At 66.9% G+C, this 16,298-nt stretch carries 14 protein-coding genes and 2 pseudogenes; 4 read left to right on the top strand and 12 right to left on the bottom strand.

Annotated features, from left to right (window positions below):
• Window positions 1-53: 53 nt before the first annotated feature.
• Both eno and HNS34_RS20695 read right to left on the bottom strand, forming a co-directional pair.
• A complete protein-coding gene (eno, locus tag HNS34_RS07075; RefSeq protein ID WP_172319344.1) occupies window positions 54-1,328 on the bottom strand; it encodes a phosphopyruvate hydratase in 1,275 nt (424 codons plus the stop codon).
• Window positions 1,329-1,407: 79 nt separating this feature from the next.
• Window positions 1,408-1,686 carry a DMT family transporter gene (locus HNS34_RS20695; protein WP_235952645.1) on the bottom strand — a complete coding sequence of 93 codons (279 nt, stop codon included), beginning with the start codon at window positions 1,684-1,686 and terminating at the stop codon, window positions 1,408-1,410.
• 53 nt (window positions 1,687-1,739) lie between these two features.
• Here HNS34_RS20695 and HNS34_RS20690 point away from each other — a divergent pair, with 53 nt between their 5' ends.
• A complete protein-coding gene (locus tag HNS34_RS20690; RefSeq protein ID WP_235952644.1) occupies window positions 1,740-2,069 on the top strand; it encodes a hypothetical protein in 330 nt (109 codons plus the stop codon).
• Window positions 2,070-2,179: 110 nt separating this feature from the next.
• On the opposite strand, the pseudogene HNS34_RS20685 reads toward HNS34_RS20690, so the two are convergent.
• The 3 genes and pseudogenes from HNS34_RS20685 to HNS34_RS07060 all read right to left on the bottom strand — a co-directional run.
• Window positions 2,180-2,245 (bottom strand): annotated as a pseudogene (locus HNS34_RS20685) (hypothetical protein); the annotation flags it as partial.
• Window positions 2,246-2,383: 138 nt separating this feature from the next.
• A pseudogene (locus HNS34_RS07065) lies at window positions 2,384-2,518 on the bottom strand (transcriptional repressor); the annotation flags it as partial.
• A gap of 112 nt (window positions 2,519-2,630) precedes the next feature.
• A complete protein-coding gene (locus tag HNS34_RS07060; protein WP_172319343.1) occupies window positions 2,631-3,884 on the bottom strand; it encodes a cation:proton antiporter in 1,254 nt (417 codons plus the stop codon).
• Between the two features lie 149 nt (window positions 3,885-4,033).
• On the opposite strand from HNS34_RS07060, the gene HNS34_RS07055 reads away from it, so the two are divergent.
• Complete coding sequence (locus HNS34_RS07055) at window positions 4,034-4,930, top strand: DMT family transporter (RefSeq protein ID WP_172319342.1); 897 nt, start codon at window positions 4,034-4,036, stop codon at window positions 4,928-4,930.
• Here HNS34_RS07055 and HNS34_RS07050 read toward each other — a convergent pair.
• Entirely contained in the window at window positions 4,899-5,618 is a 720-nt protein-coding gene (locus HNS34_RS07050) for an endonuclease/exonuclease/phosphatase family protein (RefSeq protein ID WP_172319341.1), read from the bottom strand. The two genes, HNS34_RS07055 and HNS34_RS07050, sit on opposite strands and share 32 nt — an antisense overlap.
• 77 nt (window positions 5,619-5,695) lie before the next feature.
• Here HNS34_RS07050 and HNS34_RS07045 point away from each other — a divergent pair, with 77 nt between their 5' ends.
• The gene (locus HNS34_RS07045) at window positions 5,696-6,337 is read left to right on the top strand and encodes a DUF2238 domain-containing protein (RefSeq protein ID WP_172319340.1); all 642 of its coding nucleotides are present in this window, start codon (window positions 5,696-5,698) and stop codon (window positions 6,335-6,337) included.
• 97 nt (window positions 6,338-6,434) lie between these two features.
• On the opposite strand, the gene HNS34_RS07040 is transcribed toward HNS34_RS07045, so the two are convergent.
• The 4 genes from HNS34_RS07040 to gltX form a co-directional block, all read right to left on the bottom strand.
• Window positions 6,435-7,868 (bottom strand): protein adenylyltransferase SelO, encoded by a 1,434-nt coding sequence (locus HNS34_RS07040; protein ID WP_172319339.1) that lies wholly within the window; start codon window positions 7,866-7,868, stop codon window positions 6,435-6,437.
• Between the two features lie 57 nt (window positions 7,869-7,925).
• The gene (locus HNS34_RS07035; protein ID WP_172319338.1) at window positions 7,926-8,864 is read right to left on the bottom strand and encodes a nucleoside hydrolase; all 939 of its coding nucleotides are present in this window, start codon (window positions 8,862-8,864) and stop codon (window positions 7,926-7,928) included.
• Window positions 8,865-9,104: 240 nt separating this feature from the next.
• Window positions 9,105-10,397, bottom strand: coding sequence for a citrate synthase (gltA, locus tag HNS34_RS07030; RefSeq protein ID WP_172319337.1), 1,293 nt, complete (start codon window positions 10,395-10,397; stop codon window positions 9,105-9,107).
• Between the two features lie 122 nt (window positions 10,398-10,519).
• Window positions 10,520-11,926: a glutamate--tRNA ligase gene (gene gltX / locus HNS34_RS07025; RefSeq protein ID WP_172319336.1), complete on the bottom strand. Its 1,407-nt coding sequence runs from the start codon at window positions 11,924-11,926 to the stop codon at window positions 10,520-10,522.
• 110 nt (window positions 11,927-12,036) lie between these two features.
• Here gltX and HNS34_RS07020 point away from each other — a divergent pair, with 110 nt between their 5' ends.
• Window positions 12,037-14,136, top strand: a complete 2,100-nt coding sequence (locus HNS34_RS07020) for a ComEC/Rec2 family competence protein (protein ID WP_328700486.1) — start codon at window positions 12,037-12,039, stop codon at window positions 14,134-14,136.
• 196 nt (window positions 14,137-14,332) lie between these two features.
• On the opposite strand, the gene lexA is transcribed toward HNS34_RS07020, so the two are convergent.
• A complete protein-coding gene (gene lexA, locus HNS34_RS07015) occupies window positions 14,333-15,025 on the bottom strand; it encodes a transcriptional repressor LexA (RefSeq protein WP_172319335.1) in 693 nt (230 codons plus the stop codon).
• Between the two features lie 80 nt (window positions 15,026-15,105).
• Window positions 15,106-16,281 carry a molybdopterin molybdotransferase MoeA gene (locus HNS34_RS07010; RefSeq protein ID WP_172319334.1) on the bottom strand — a complete coding sequence of 392 codons (1,176 nt, stop codon included), beginning with the start codon at window positions 16,279-16,281 and terminating at the stop codon, window positions 15,106-15,108.
• Window positions 16,282-16,298: the final 17 nt, after the last annotated feature.

Genomic DNA, 16,298 nt, shown 5'->3' with positions numbered 1-16,298 from the left:
TAAGACAAGGATCGCGCGGGGCTGTAAAGGGCAGGCGGCCCCGCGCCGGGGCCTCAGCGCAGGATCGAGCGGCCCGCATATTCGGCGGTCTCGCCCAACATCTCCTCGATGCGGATCAGCTGGTTGTATTTCGCCAGCCGGTCCGAGCGCGCCAGCGACCCGGTCTTGATCTGCCCGCAATTGGTGGCAACGGCCAGATCGGCGATGGTGGCATCCTCGGTTTCGCCCGAGCGGTGGCTCATCACGCAGGTCATGCGGTTGCGATGCGCCATGTCGACGGCGGCGAGCGTTTCAGACAGGGTGCCGATCTGGTTGACCTTGACCAGCAGCGAATTGGCCGCCTTCTTCTCGATCCCCATTTTCAGCCGCGCGGGGTTGGTCACGAAGAGGTCGTCGCCGACAAGCTGTACCCGGTCCCCGAGCTTTTCGGTCAGCAGGGTCCAGCCGTCCCAGTCATCCTCGGAACAGCCATCCTCGATCGACAGGATCGGGTAGTCGTCGCAAAGCGCGGCGAGGTAGTCGACATTCTCGGCGGGCGTCAGGCTGCGGCCCTCGCCGGTCATCTCGTATTTGCCGTCCCTGAAATATTCGGTGGCGGCGCAATCCAGCGCCAGCATGATGTCCTCGCCCGCCTTGTAGCCCGCCTTGTCGATGGATTTCAGAATGAAATCAAGCGCGTCTCGGGTGGAGTTCAAGTTCGGCGCAAAGCCGCCCTCATCGCCGATCCCGGTGGAAAGGCCCGCCGCCGACAGCTCCTTCTTCAGCGTGTGAAAGATCTCCGACCCCATGCGCACCGCCTCGCGGATGTTTTCCGCGCTCACGGGCATGATCATGAATTCCTGGATGTCGATCGGGTTGTCGGCATGTTCGCCGCCATTGATGATGTTCATCATCGGCACCGGGAGGACGCGGGCCGAGGTGCCGCCGACATAGCGGTAAAGCGGCTGGCCGGTATATTCCGCGGCGGCCTTGGCGGTGGCGAGACTGACGCCCAGGATCGCGTTGGCACCCAACCGGCCCTTGTTCTCGGTTCCGTCCAGCTCGCGCATGGTGGCGTCGATGGCGGCCTGTTCGGTGGCCTCATAGCCCACGAGGGATTCGGCGATTTCGCCGTTCACGGCCTCGACCGCCTCCAGCACGCCCTTGCCCATATAGCGCGCCTTGTCGCCGTCGCGCTTTTCCACCGCCTCATGCACGCCGGTGGAGGCGCCAGAGGGCACGGCCGCACGGCCCAGGGTGCCATCCTCCAGCACGACATCGACCTCCACCGTCGGGTTGCCCCGGCTGTCGAGGATTTCGCGGGCGTGAATGTCGATGATCAGGCTCATGGGGGTGGTCCTTGTGTCAAAGGGCGGTTTCCCGTTGCTATAGCAGCCACGGGGCGAAAGTAAACGATGGATGATAGCGCTAACAGCGCGGCAGGGTGGCGCGGGCCCGATGTTCGCGCCAGGCCGAATAGAGGCCGGTGCCCAGGATCAGCGCCGCGCCCAGATAGGTGGCCGCGTCGGGGCGCTCGGCGAAGATGGCGATGCCCAGGATCAATCCGAAGATCAGCCGCGAATAGCGGAAGGGGGTGACGGCGGCGACCTCGCCCACCCGCATCGCGGCGGTGATGGCATAGTAGCCCACCAATGTGGCCAGGATCGTGCCCAGAAGGATCGCCCAGGCTTGCAGGGGGGGCGGCAACCGGGGCGCCCGTAAAGACCAGCAGGATCGCGCCGGTGGGAATGAGGGCCGAGATGCCGAAGGTGGAGAGTTGCAGGCTGCTGAGCGATTTTGGGCAGGCGCGGGTGGCCAGGTCGCGCGAGGCCAGCCCCAGCATGGCGATCACGGCCCAGATCGCGTTGGGGTCGAACCCTGCCAGGCCGGGGCGCAGGATGATCAGCACGCCCACCAGCCCAATCAGGATCGCCGACCAGCGCCGCCAGCCCACGCGCTCACCGAAGACCAGCGCCGCGCCCATCGCCACGACAAGCGGGGCCGCCTGCAAGATCGCGGTCACCAGCGACAAGGGCGTCAGCGTCAGCGCCAGCACCATGCCGCAGCCCGCCACGATCTCGGAGATATAGCGCATGGCGACGGCAGGATGCAGCAGGGCGGGTGGCAGGACGGTCAGCCCCCGGGCCTTCGTCCAGGCCGCGAAGAGGGCGGTTCCCAGCAACCCGAGCGACCCCATGATCTGGCCGGGCGGCATGGCGCCCGCCAGAAGCTTGATGCCGACATCGCCCGCCGCGAAGGTCGCCATGGAAAACAGCATCCACAGGATCCCGCTGAGGTTATCCGTGTTCTGCGCCGGTTGGGGAAATGCCTGGGCCATGGCAATGACATGCCCGCAAGCGCGGGAAAAGACCAAACGCAGGCCGCGCCTATTTCTTCAGCGGCACGCCGTAGGGCCGCCATGAAGCTCCTCGACATCGGGGTGATCGTCGGACCCTTCCAGAACCTGCGCGATCATGCGCCGCTGGCCGGTCATGCGCAGGCCCTTGGCCGCGCAACGCGCTTCGATGGTGTCCGCCATGGCATTGGCCCCCGGTGTTATCCGGTGTCATCCGGTGTTCCGATCTGGCCGATTTGGCCCGGTGCCGGAAAGCCCCGTCCTTCAGGAAACGCGCCGCGCGGGGCGGAGGCGCTCATACATCGAGCTCCGGCTCACGGCTGACGCGCGCGGCCAGGCGCGCCACGGTCAGGCCCTGCACGATGATCGAGAACACAACGACCAGGTAGGTCGCCCCAAGGATCAGCGGTTTCCAGTCATTGTCGGGCAGGGACAGCGCCAGCGCGACCGAGATACCGCCCTTGAGGCCGCCCCAGGTCATCACCGGGATGGTGCCGTTGGCAAACTCCCGGAACGGGCGCAGGATCAGGATGGGGATGGACACGGCGGCCAGCCGCGCGACCAGCGCCAGCGCGATGGCGGCAAGCCCGGTCAGCAGCACATCGCCCGAGAAGACGACCGCGAAGACCTCGATCCCGATCAGGAGGAACAGGACCGCGTTCAGAATCTCGTCGATCATGAACCAGAACGCATCGACATGTCGGCGCGTTTCCTCGCTCATGCCGCCCTTGGGGCCGACCTCGCCAATGAGAAGCCCCGCGACCACGGCCATGATCGGGGCCGAGACATGCAGCCAGATCGCCAGCTCATAACCGCCAAAGGCAAGGCCGAGCGTCAGGAGAACCTCCAGCGAGGGATCGTCGATGCGCCGCATGACGCGGAAGGTGAGCCAGCCGAGCACACCGCCCAGAAGCGCGCCGCCGAACGCCTCCTGCACGAACAAGAGCCCCGCCGATTGCAGCGAACTATCGCCGAGCGCCTCGCCCGCCGGAAAGGCGATGCCGACGAGGACCAGGAAGACGACATAGCCGACCCCGTCATTGAACAGACTCTCGCCCGCGATCTTGGTCTCCAGCGCTTTCGGCAGGTCGGCCTCGCGCAGCACGCCAAGCACCGCGACGGGGTCGGTGGGGGTGACGATGACGCCGAAGACCAGCGCAATGAGCAGCGGCATGCCCGTCACCCAGGAAAAGCCCACCCCGATGATGACGGTGGACAGCCCCACGCCGATCGTCGCCATCAGCGCCACGGTGACCCATTCGGCGCGCAAGTCTTCCAGCTTCACATGCAGGGCGCCCGCGAAGAGAAGCAGGCCCAACATCCCGTCGAGCAGCGCCTCGGAAAAGTCGATATCGGCAATCAGCGCGCGTAATTCGTCGTCGAAGACGAAGCCCGGCACGACAAGGTCCAGCCCCAGGATGACCAGCGAGGCGGCCAGCGCCACGACCAGGATGCCGATGGCGGCGGGCAGGCGCAGGAAGAGGTAGTTGATCGCCCCGAACGCGCCCGCAAGCACGATCAGAAGCGAGGTGACCTGAAGCATCGTCATGGGGCGCGCAGTCCTTCGGCGGGGCGTGTGTCGGGTTTGGGTAGCACGCGGTGCACGGCGCGCAAATCCTGAAACGCCCCCATTGCTTGACTTCCCCGCGCGGGGCTGCGTTCTGGGCGGGAACCGGACGGGGTGGGGGGAGAGGACACATGCCGCGCAAGGACAGCATGGACGCGTTTGGCGCGACCTCCCTGATCGGGATCGCGATCGTTCTCGCCGTCAACCAGGTCGTGATCAAACTGGGCAATCAAGGCGTCGGGCCGGTCTTCATGGCGGGGCTCAGGTCATTGCTGGCGCTGATCGTGCTGCTGGTCTGGATGCGCATCCGGGGCATCCGCTTTGCAATCGTCGCACGCAGCGTCCCCGCCGGTCTGCTTCTGGGCGCGCTCTTCACCGTCGAGTTCATCTTCCTCTTCCTCGCGCTGGACCTCACTACGGTGGCGCGGACCTCGATCCTGTTCTATTCCATGCCGGTCTGGCTGACGCTGGCGGCGCATTTCCTGTTGCCGGGCGAACGGATGGGGCGGCTCAGGCTGATCGGCCTGGCGCTGGCTTTCACGGGTGTCGTTCTCGCGCTGCTGGACCGGGACGGGGGCGGGCAGGCGTCCCTCCTGGGCGATTTCCTTGCGCTTGGCGCGGCGCTGGCCTGGGGGGCGATTGCGCTGGCGGCACGGACCCTGCCCATTCAGCACGAGGCCCCGGAGATGCAGCTTTTCTGGCAACTCGCGGTTTCGGCGGTGCTGTTGACCCTGTTGGCGCCGCTCTTCGGCCCGCTCCTGCGCGAGCCGACGCTCTTTCATCTCGGCCTGCTTCTCTACCAGAGCGTCTTTGTCGCCTCCTTCGGCTTCCTGTTCTGGTTTCACCTCCTGATGACCTACCCGGCCTCCTCCGTGGCCTCGTTCAGCTTCCTGACGCCGATCCTGGGGGTTCTGCTCGGATGGGGCCTGTTGGGCGAGGACGTCGGTTGGGAAATCCTCGCCGCGATGGTGCTTGTCGCGGTCGGGATCACGCTGATCAACCGGCCAGCGAAAGGTCGGCCCAGATAGGCAGGTGATCGGAGGCGCGCCCCGCGATGCCGGTGCGGCAGACGCCTTGCTGCACGACCTCGATACCCGGCCCCGTCGCCAGCCGGTCGAGGGCCGCCATCGGCCTGCGGGCGGGAAAGCTGCGGCCGGAATTGTGCAGTGTGAAGAACGGATCCAGAGGCGCGAAGCCCTCGGTTGCCGACCATTCGTTGCAATCGGCCAGAAGGATCGTGGGACGGCGGGGCAGGTGGGCCAGCTCGGCCATGATCAGCGTCATCTGATGCTGCCGGTCGCGCCTGCGCAGCCCCAGATGGGTGGCCACGACGCGCAGATCCTGCGGGCCGGAGAGGTCGGCAATGACCGCGCCGCGTGGCTCCAGCCCCGGCAGGGGCAGGCGGTGCAGCGCCACCATGTGCCAGCCCGGCGTCATCAAGATCGCGTTGCCGTGCCAGCCAAGGCTGATCCGCGTGGTGGCGACAGGGGCGGCCAGCATGCCGCATTCCTCGACCACCACCTGCGGCGGCAGGGCGGCGGGGCGGGGCCCAAGCCGCTTGTCCGCCTCCTGCAAGACGGCAATCGAGGGGCCGATGCCACGGATCACCTGCGCCACCCGATGCGGGTCGCGGCGCCGGTCCAGCCCGACGCATTTGTGGATATTGTAGCTCAGGACTCGCAAATGTTCCGGCGCGGGCGGGGCAGGGTATGACATGGGGCCAATCTGCCCGTCCCGGCCTTGCACGGGCAAGCCCCATTGCGCATCTGTGATGGGAGCAGAAGGAGAGTGGCATGAACCGGCTTCGCGGCCAGAGCGGGCTGACCTATGTGATCTGGAGCGTGCTGACGGTCGAGCTGTTGCTGTCGGTCGCCACCGGGCGCTGGCCCGTGGCCTTTGTCTCGCTGGCGACGCTGGCCCTGACCATGACGCCGATCTTCCTGGCCCCGCGCCTGAACATCCGCCTGCCGCGCAGCATTGTCGCGGCCATCGTGGTCTTCATCTTCGCCACGCTCTTCCTGGGCGAGGTGATGGATTTCTATATCCGCCTGTGGTGGTGGGATATCGCGCTGCATGGGATGTCGGCCCTGGGGCTCGGGTTAGCCGGATTCCTCCTCGTCTTCATCCTCTTCGAAGGCGACCGCTATGCCGCGCCCGCCTGGGCGATCGGCCTCCTGGCCTTCTGCTTCGCCGTCACCATCGGCGTGATCTGGGAGGTGTTCGAGTTTGCGATGGACCAGACCTTCGGCCTGAACATGCAGAAATCCGGGCTGGTCGACACGATGGGCGACCTGATCGTGGACATCATCGGCGCGGGGGTCGCCGGGCTGACCGGCGCGCTCTACCTGCGCGGCAAGGCGCTCGGCTCGGTCTCGGCGCTGGTCGAGGAGTTCGTGGACCTCAACCGGCGCTTCTTCCGGCGCTTCAAGGGCTAGATCGATTCAGGTTCGAAGGAATCGGTTTTCCCTGCCACGTCCCTTTCAGGGCCGCACGCGAAAACCGATACCCAATTCCAAGAGAACCTGAAACGCCTTAGGTTCCGCAGAAGGTCGCGCGCACCTCTTCCTCGGGTTCCGGGGCCTGCATCAGGTCGGAATCGGCGGGCTCGGCGAAGGGCGTGGCAAGGGCCGCGTTCAGCCGGTGGAACGGCGCGAAATCGCCCTTCAGCGCGGCCTGGATCGCCTCCTCCATGCGGTGATTGCGCGGGATCAGCGCGGGGTTCACCGCCTGCATCGCGGCGATGCGCTTGGTATGCGGGATATGCTCGATGCGGGCCTGCCAGCCGGTCACCCAGGCATCGAAGGCGGTCGGATCCTTGAATTCCGCACGCGCGGCTTTCGGATCGGGGCCCGTGAGCGCGCGGAAGGTGCGGGTGAAATCGGCCTCGCCCAGGGCCATCCGGCGCAACAGGTCATAGGCCATCGCGGCATCCCCCTCACGCGGGGTATCCAGCCCCAGCTTGGCGGCAAAGACCCGGTCCCAGGCGGCGGCGAAACTGTCGGCGAAGCCCTGCACGACCTCGGTCGCCTGCTCGATGGCCTTATCGCGGTCCGCGCCCATCAGGGGCAGCAGCGCGGTGGCCAGTTGCGCCAGGTTCCAGACCGCGATCTCGGGCTGTTTGCCATAGGCGTAACGCCCCATCCGGTCGATGGAGGAGAACACCGTTTGCGGGTGATAGGCATCGAGGAAGGCGCAAGGCCCATAGTCGATGGTCTCGCCCGCGACGGACATGTTGTCGGTGTTCATGACGCCGTGGATGAACCCCACCCCCATCCATTTCGTGATCAGATCGGCCTGCGCCTCGACCACGGATGCGAGCAGCCCGAGGGGGCCTTGCGCCTCGGGGTAGTGGCGCGAAATGGCGTGATCAGTGAGGGCCTGCAACGCCTCGCCATCCTCGCGCGCGGCGAAATACTGGAAGGTTCCGACGCGGATATGCGAGGACGCAACACGGGTCAGGACCGCGCCCGGAAACACGCGTTCGCGGTGGACGGGGTCGCCGGTGCTGACGGCGGCCAGCGCGCGGGTTGTGGGGATGCCAAGTGCGGCCATCGCCTCGGACACGATATATTCGCGCAGCACCGGCCCGAGCCAGGCGCGCCCGTCGCCCATGCGGGAATAGGGTGTCGGGCCAGAGCCTTTCAGTTGAATGTCGCGGCGCTTGCCGTCGCGGCCCACCACCTCGCCCAACAGCAGCGCCCGCCCGTCGCCAAGCTGCGGCACCCATCCGCCGAACTGGTGCCCGGCATAGGCCTGCGCGATCCCGGCGGCGCCGTCGGGCAGGGCGTTTCCGGCCAGCATGGCCAGCCCCTCCGGACTGCGCAGCGCGTTGGCGTCCAGCCCGAGTGTTGCGGCCAGACCCTCATTGAGCGCGATCAGTTGCGGGTCGGAGACCGGGCTTGGCGGCACCGCGCTGTAGAATCGGTCGGGCAGGGTGGTGTAGCTGTTGTCGAATGCGATCTGCATGGGAAGTGGCCCCCTTCGCCCCTTACCTAGGTATGGCGGGCGACGGTTTCCAGCCGGTCAGAGCCGCCCGATCCGCTCCGTCAGCAGGTCGAAGAACCCGTCCGCGTCCAGATCGCCCATGAACATCGCATTGGCGGGCCGGTCGGTGACGCCCCACCAATCGGCGACGGTCATGCCACGGGTAAGCTCCGAGACGGTCTCGATCTCGACATTGACATGCCGCCCCTGGAAGAGCTTGGGGTTGATCAGGTAGGCGATGACGGTGGGGTCATGCAGCGGCGCACCGGGCGAGCCGTATTTCTCCTTGTCGAAACGCTCGAAGAACTCGGTCCAGGCGGCGACGGTGCGCCCGGCATGGCTGTCAAGCGCGCGGAAGGCGTCATTGCGCGGGCCGGTGACCAGCGCCTTATGCGTCACGTCAAGCGGCATCACCGTGATCGCTGCGCCGGATTTGAACACGATATCAGCGGCTTCGGGATCGACATAGATGTTGAACTCCGCCGCCGGGGTGATGTTGCCGACCTCGAAATAGGCCCCGCCCATCAGCACGATTTCCTGGACACGCTCCGCGATATCGGGGGCCTTCCGGAAGGCCGTGGCGATATTGGTCAGCGGGCCGAGCGCGCAGAGAGTGACGGTGCCGGGGGCCTCACTGCGCAGCGTCTCGATGATGAAATCGACCGCGTGGGCGTCTTGCAGCGGCATTTTCGGCGCGGGCAGGTCGGGGCCGTCGAGTCCGGTCTTGCCATGCACATGTTCGGCCGTGACGAGCGTGTGGGCCAACGGTCGGTCGCAACCGGCGAAGACCTTGATATCGGGCCGCTCCGCCACCTCGCAGACCTTGCGGGCATTCAGCTCCGTCAGCGCCAGCGGCACGTTTCCGGCAACCGCCGTGATACCGAGAAGCGTGATGTCCTCGGGGCTGGCCAGTGCCAGCAGGATCGCGACCGCGTCGTCCTGGCCGGGATCGGTGTCGATGATGATCTTGCGCGGCATGGGCAGCCTTTCCTGCGAGCGAGGGAATGATCCTCGCCGTTGGAGAGAAGAGATTCAATGCCTCCGGCGGGGATATTTGCGGAACAAAGAAGATGGGGCGGGGCGCGCGTTAAGGTTAACGGCGCGCGCGTTAAGGTTAACGGCGCGCGCGTTAAGGTTAATGCCTGAGGACGGCGGAGCGGGGACGTGAAAAGGGCCGCCCCCTTGGGGAGCGGCCCGAAATCCGTCAAGGCTGGCGGCTCAGCGGTTCTCGATATCCACGTAGTCGCGCAGCGTCGCGCCGGTATAGAGCTGGCGCGGGCGACCGATCTTGCCGGCCGGATCGCCGATCATTTCCTTCCATTGGGCGACCCACCCGACGGTGCGGGAAAGCGCGAAGATGGGCGTGAACATGGAGGTCGGGAAGCCGATCGCCTCGAGGATGATGCCGGAATAGAAATCGACATTCGGGAACAGCTTCTTCTCGGTGAAATAGGGGTCGTCCAGGGCCTGGCGCTCCAGTTCCTTGGCGACCTGCAGCGTCGGGTTGTCCTCGATGCCCAGAAGGTCCAGCACCTCATCGGCGCTCTGCTTCATCACCGTCGCGCGGGGGTCGAAATTCTTGTAGACGCGGTGGCCGAAGCCCATCAGGCGGAACGGATCGTCCTTGTCCTTGGCGCGCGCGATATATTCGGGGATGCGGTCGGGCGTGCCGATCTCCTGCAGCATTTCCAGGCAGGCCTGGTTGGCGCCACCATGCGCGGGGCCCCAGAGACAGGCGATGCCCGCCGCGATGCAGGCGAAGGGATTGGCCCCGGAGGAGCCCGCCAGGCGCACGGTCGAGGTCGAGGCGTTTTGCTCGTGATCGGCATGCAGCGTGAAGATCCGGTCCATCGCGCGGCTCAGGATCGGGTCAGGCTGGTATTCCTCGGCCGGCACGGCAAAACACATGCGCAGGAAGTTGGTCGCGTAGTCGCAATCGTTGCGCGGATAGACGAAGGGCTGGCCGATGGAATATTTATAGGCCATCGCGGCGATGGTCGGCAGTTTCGCGATCAGGCGGATCGAGGCGACCTCGCGCTGCCAGGGGTCCGAGATATCGGTCGAATCGTGGTAGAAGGCCGACATCGCGCCGACCACGCCGACCATCGTGGCCATCGGGTGCGCATCACGGCGGAACCCGCGGAAGAAATTGTGCATCTGCTCATGCACCATCGTGTGACGGGTCACCCGCAGCTCGAAATCCTCCAGTTCCGTGACCGAGGGCAGTTCGCCATAGAGCAGCAGGTAGCAGACCTCGAGGAAATGCGATTTCTCGGCCAGCTGGTCGATCGGGTAGCCGCGATGCAGAAGCTCACCCTTGTTGCCGTCGATGAAGGTGATGGTGGATTCGCAGGCCGAGGTGGAGGTGAAGCCCGGATCGTGGGTGAAGACGCCGCCCTGGGCGTAGAGCTTGCTGATGTCGATGACATCGGGGCCGAGGCTGGGGCTGAGGATGGGCAATTCGAGGGTCTTGCCGTCGAATTCCAGCTTAGCGGTTCTGTTTTCTGCCATATCTGTCCCTCATCTGTTGCGCACCGGCCCGAACGGTTCGGTCTGGTGGTCTGGTGGCGGGGCAGGGACCAGGCCCCCGTCCCCCATCTAAACTTACGTCCCCCGAATGGGGGTCCCGATCCTCAGGCGGCGGCCGCGTCGGACAGTCGGGCCAGCGTCTCCTCGCGGCCAAGAACCAGCATCATGTCGAAAACGCTCGGGCTGACCGGGCGGCCCGCCAGCGCGGCGCGCAGGGCCGGGGCAACCTTGCCGAGCTTCACTCCATGTGCCTCCGAAACCTGGCCAACGATGGCTTCAAGCGTGTCGCGTGTCCAGCTAGCATTTTGCAACTGCGGCGTCAATTCCTTCAGTATACCACGGGATACATCGGTCAGCGCTTCGCGTGATTTCTCATCCCGGTCAATGGGATGGGAGTTCAGGACAAAATACGCCTTTTCAATCAGTTGCGGCAGGGACCGGGCGCGATCCTTGAGGCAATACATCGCAGCGCGCAGCCCGTCTTTCAGCGCGGGCGAAAGTGGCTCTTGCTGCGTTGCAGCCAGAAACCGGTCAATCTCGGTCAGCAGGTCGTCATCGTCCATCCGCGCGATGTGATAGCCCGCGACATGCTCCAGCTTCTTGAAGTCGAGCCGGGCAGGGGATTTGCCGATACCGGAGAGGTCGAACCACGCTTTGGCCTGCGCATCGTCGAACAATTCATCATCGCCATGGCTCCAGCCGAGCCGCGCCAGGTAGTTGCGCATCGCGGCGGGCGGATAGCCCATGGCGGCGTATTCCTCGATCCCGAGCGCGCCGTGGCGCTTGGACAGCTTCTTGCCGTCGGGGCCATGGATCAGCGGGATATGCGCCCAGACCGGAATTTCCCATCCCATGGCGGTGTAGATCTGCGCCTGCCGCGCGGCATTGTTGAGATGATCGTCGCCGCGGATCACATGGGTCACGCCCATATCGTGATCATCCACGACCACCGCGTGCATATAGGTCGGCGTCCCGTCCGAGCGCAGCAAGATCATGTCGTCCAGTTCCGCGTTCCGGATCGTCACGTCGCCCTGCACCGCGTCCTTGATCACCGTCACCCCGTCGCGCGGCGCTTTCAGGCGCACGGCATGGGGCGCATCGGGGTGGCTGGCGGGATCGGCGTCGCGCCAGGGGCTGAGGAACAGGGTCGAGCGTTTCTCGGCCTTCGCGGCCTCGCGGAAGGCGGCGATTTCTTCCTGTGTCGAGAAGCATTTATAGGCGGTGCCGGCCTCCAGCATCTGCAACGCAACCTCGGCGTGACGCTCCTGCCGCGCGTGCTGGCTGATCGGCTCACCGTCCCAGTCAAGGCCGAGCCAGGTGAGACCCTTCAAGATCGCCTCGGTCGCCTCGGGGGTCGAGCGCGCGCGGTCGGTATCCTCGATGCGCAGCAGGAAGGTGCCGCCGCGCCCGCGCGCGTAAAGCCAGTTGAACAGCGCCGTGCGCGCGCCGCCGATATGCAGGTAGCCCGTGGGCGAGGGGGCGAAACGGGTGACGGGGGGCGTTGGGGACATGAGCGGCCTTTCGGGATCTCGCGGCACTTCGCGTTAAGGGTTTGGAAACCATGCGCGGCGCAATGATGGGTCACTGCGGTGTTTAGGCAAGGCCGGAAAGGGTGGCAAGGGTGCGCCTGATCAGCCACATCAACGCGGCCCAACAGGGCCAGCGCGGGGCCTTGATGCCCTGGTCGCCGGTCATGGTGGGCGCGGGCGTGGCGCTCTATTTCGCGCTTCCGGTGGAGCCGTCGGGGGTTGCACTGGCGGGTCTCGGGTTTCTGGGTCTGGCGCTGCTGCTCCTCGGCTGGCGCGCGCGCGAGGTCTTCGGGCCGCTCGCCTTCGCGCTCGTTCTCGTTATCGCCGGTCTCGGTCTCTCGGCGCTGCGCACGGCCCAGGTGGCGGGGCCGGTCCTTGGGTTTCGCTATTACGGACCCATCGAGGGGCGGGTCGTGATGGTCGATCGCTCCGCCTCGGACCGGGTGCGGATCACGCTGGACGAGGTCGTGCTGTCCCGGATGGACCCGGCCCGTGTGCCGACGCGGGTGCGCGTCTCGCTGCATGGGCAACAGGGGTTTCTCGATCCCGTTCCGGGTGCGCGGATCATGATGACGGGGCATCTCAGCCCGCCGGAAGGTCCGGGCGAGCCGCGCGGCTTCGACTTCCAGCGTCACGCCTGGTTCCAGCAGATCGGCGCGGTCGGCTATACCCGCGTGCCCGCCCTGCTGCTGGCCCCGCCCGAGCCCGGCACGATGCGCATCGCGACCCTGCGCCACGCCATGAGCGCCGCGATCCGCGCCCGCGTGCAAGGCGAGGCCGGGGCCTTTGCCACCGCCGTTCTGACCGGCGACCGCTCAAGCATCAGCCAGGACGTGCTGGAGGCGCTGCGTCAGTCCAACATCGCGCATCTGCTGGCAATCTCCGGTTTGCATATGGGGCTGTTGACCGGCTTCGTCTTCCTCTGCCTGCGCGGCGGGCTGGCGCTGATCCCGGCGCTGGCGCTGCGGGTGCCGACCAAGAAACCCGCCGCCATCGGCGCGTTGGCCGCGGGCGCGGTCTATCTCGCGCTCTCGGGCGGCAATGTCGCGACGGAGCGCGCTTTCATCCAGGTTGCGGTGATGTTCGTCGCGGTGCTGCTGGACCGGCGCGCGATCACTTTGCGCGCGGTCGCCATCGCGGCGCTGATCGTGCTGGCGCACCGGCCCGAGACGCTGCTTGGCCCCGGTTTCCAGATGAGCTTTGCCGCCACCACGGCCCTGGTCGCGGTGTTTAACGCGCTGCGCGGAAACACCTTCCTGGCGGGCTTGCCGAAATGGACGCGCGGGGCCGTGGCGCTGGTCATTTCCTCGGTCGTGGCGGGGGCGGCGACAGCGCCCTTTGCCGCCGCGCATTTCAACATGATCGCGGCCTACGGGCTGGCCGCCAACCTTCTGACGGTGCCGGTGATGGGCTCGCTGGTCATCCCGGCGGCCGTGGTCGCGCTCTTGCTCTGGCCCCTCGGGCTGGACTGGATCGCGTTTCGCGTGATGGAGGCGGGGCTCGACTGGATCATCGCGGTGGCGCTCTGGATCTCGGCGCAACCCGGCGCGATCCGGCCCGTGGTGATGCCGCCGGGCGTGGTCCTGGGGCTGATCACGGGCGGGATGCTGCTGGTGATCTTGTGGCGGGGCCGGGCAAGATGGGCCGGGCTGGCCCCGGTGGCACTGGCGCTGGCGATCTGGACGGGGGCGGAGCGGCCCTTGCTGCTGATCTCCTCCACCGGGCGGCTGGCCGGACTGATGGAAGAGGGCGCGCGCAGCCTCAGCCGCCCACGGGGCGACGGCTTTGTTGCGGGGCTGTGGCTGGAGAATGATGGTGACCTGGAGGATCAGGCACAGGCGGCGGCGCGTGCGGGCTGGACCGATGACGGCGCGGGGCGGGTGACGGCGCTGGCGGGCGGAACGCTCTGGCACGGGGTCGGACGGCGCGCGGGAGAGGAACTGATCGCGGCCTGCGCCCGCCATACATGGGTGATCACGCCCGAGGATATTCCGGCAGCACTGGCGGGCCAGCCGGGGTTGCCGGTGCAGGCCGGGGCGGGGGCGGCGGTTGCCTTGGGCGCGCAGGGGTGCCACCTGGTCGGGCCGGAGGTGTTGCGCGGGACCGGCGCGATTGCGCTCTATCTCGGGCGGGGGGGGCTGCGGGTCGAGACCGCGCGCGACCGTCAGGGGAACCGCCCCTGGGTGCGGTAAGCCTTGGGTTTGTGGGCCGGGGGTTTGTGGGCCGGGGGGGGGGCGTCCCGTCGACGGGACGCAGGTTGCGTATCGCTTGACCGTTGTGCAAAAGCGATGCCCATCGTGCAGGGACTTCACCGAACCAAGACCGCGTGAGGCGTCAAGCGCAACGCCAGCCCGCGCCTCGTCGACGAGGCGCCCCCCCCGCAAACCGTCAATAGCTGCGGATCAGACCCACCAGCTTGCCCTGCACCTTGACCTGGTCGTCGCGCAGCATCCGGGTCTGGTAGGCCGGGTTGGCCGCCTCCAGCGCGATCATGTTGCCCTTCTGGCGGAACCGCTTCAGCGTCGCCTCATGGCCTTCGATCAGGGCCACGACGATATCGCCGTTCACCGCCGTCGGGCCTTCCTCGATCACCACGATATCGCCTTCGTTGATCCCGGCCTCGATCATCGAGTCGCCCTTGACCTCCAGCGCGTAATGCGACTTGCCGGTGCCGAGCATCTGCTGCGGCACCGCGACATGGGTGGCAACCTCGCTGATCGCCTCGATCGGTGTACCTGCCGCGATGCGGCCCATCACCGGCACCTCCATCGCCGCGATGGCCGCGACGGGCATGGCCCCCTTCGGCGGATCGCGGCGGTCGCCGTCGATGACGCGCGGCGCGAAGCCGCCGAGTTTGGCCTCAAGGCTCTCGGGCAGTTTCACGATCTCGATGGCGCGGGCGCGATGCGCGAGGCGGCGGATGAAACCGCGCTCCTCAAGCGCCGTGATCAGCCGGTGGATGCCGGATTTGGAGCGCAGGTCCAGCGCCTCCTTCATCTCGTCGAACGAGGGCGGCACACCGTCGCGCTGCACACGCTTGTGAATAAGCTCCAACAGGTCGAGCTGCTTCTTGGTCAGCATCGCGGGCCACTCCCCTCAAATCCTCATCGTTCGAGGAATGTTCTACCCCTGTTCTTGCTTCGTGTCAACGAGGGGCAGGATCAGAGCCGCAAGATATCCACAAGTGTGCCTGCCTTGAGCGACCCTTGCCCGGCGGGGCGCACCATCAGAACGTCGGCTTCCGAAAGCACGGTCAACAATGCGCTGTCCTGCCGGTCGAACGGTTTCACATGGCCCGTCTGGTCCAGCCGCGCCCGCATGTAATGCTCCCGCGGGCCGTTTTCGGGCAGATCGACCGCCAAAGGGGCCTGCGATCTTGGCGCGGGCGCGCGGCCAAGCCCGAGCATGGCGCGGATCATCGGCAGCAGGAAGACATGGCCGCAGACCATCGACGAGACCGGGTTGCCGGGCAGCCCAAGCAGCACCGCGTCGCCCAAGCGCCCCGCCATCAGCGGCTTGCCGGGGCGCATCGCGACCTTGTAGAAACTGCGCTCCAGCCCCGCGCCGAGCGCGACCTTGCCGACGAGGTCATGATCGCCGACCGAGGCCCCGCCGATGGTGACGACAATATCGGCCCCTTCGGCCAGTTTCAGCACCGTGCCGAGGCTTTCCTCCGTGTCGCGCGCGATGGGCAAGAGACGCGCCTCGGCCCCTTCCGCCTCGACCATCGCCTTCAGCCCATAGCTGTTCGAGGCGATGATCTGGTCGGGTCGCGGGTCTTCGCCCGGTTGCACCAGCTCATCCCCGGTGGCGATGATCGCGACCACGGGCGCCCGCGTGACGGGCAGGGTGGGCAGGTTCATCGAGGCCGCGAGTGCAATATCGGCAGGCCGCAACCGGCGCGGCGCGCTCAGGCTGTCGCCGGCGCGGAAATCGCCGCCCGCCGCGCGGATGTTGCGGTTGTCGTCCAGTTGCCGGCCAAGCGTGATGCGCTGGCCATCGCGCGTCACATCCTCCTGGATAACGACGGCGGCGGCCCCGTCGGGAACTGGCGCACCGGTGAAGATGCGCACCGCCTCGCCGCGTCCGATCCGGCCCGCCCAGTGATGCCCCGCAGCGGCCTCGCCGACGACCCGCAGGGACCGACCGGGAATGAGGTCATCCTCGGTCACCGCGTAGCCATCCATGGCGGAGGAGGCGAAGGGCGGCTGGTCGCGCCGCGCTGTCACGGCGCGGGCGAGGGTGCGCGTGGCGGCCTCGGCCAGCGGCACCTCCTCGATCTCCAGCGGTGCGCAGAGGTCGAGGCAGGCGGAAAGGGCGTCGGAGACCGGGGTCATGGGGGGGCCATGGATGG

Source organism: Alterinioella nitratireducens (assembly GCF_013155465.1).
Lineage (GTDB): Bacteria > Pseudomonadota > Alphaproteobacteria > Rhodobacterales > Rhodobacteraceae > Alterinioella > Alterinioella nitratireducens.
The sequence above is the reverse complement of the archived record's forward strand: the minus strand, read 5'-3'. Positions and strand labels throughout refer to the sequence as shown.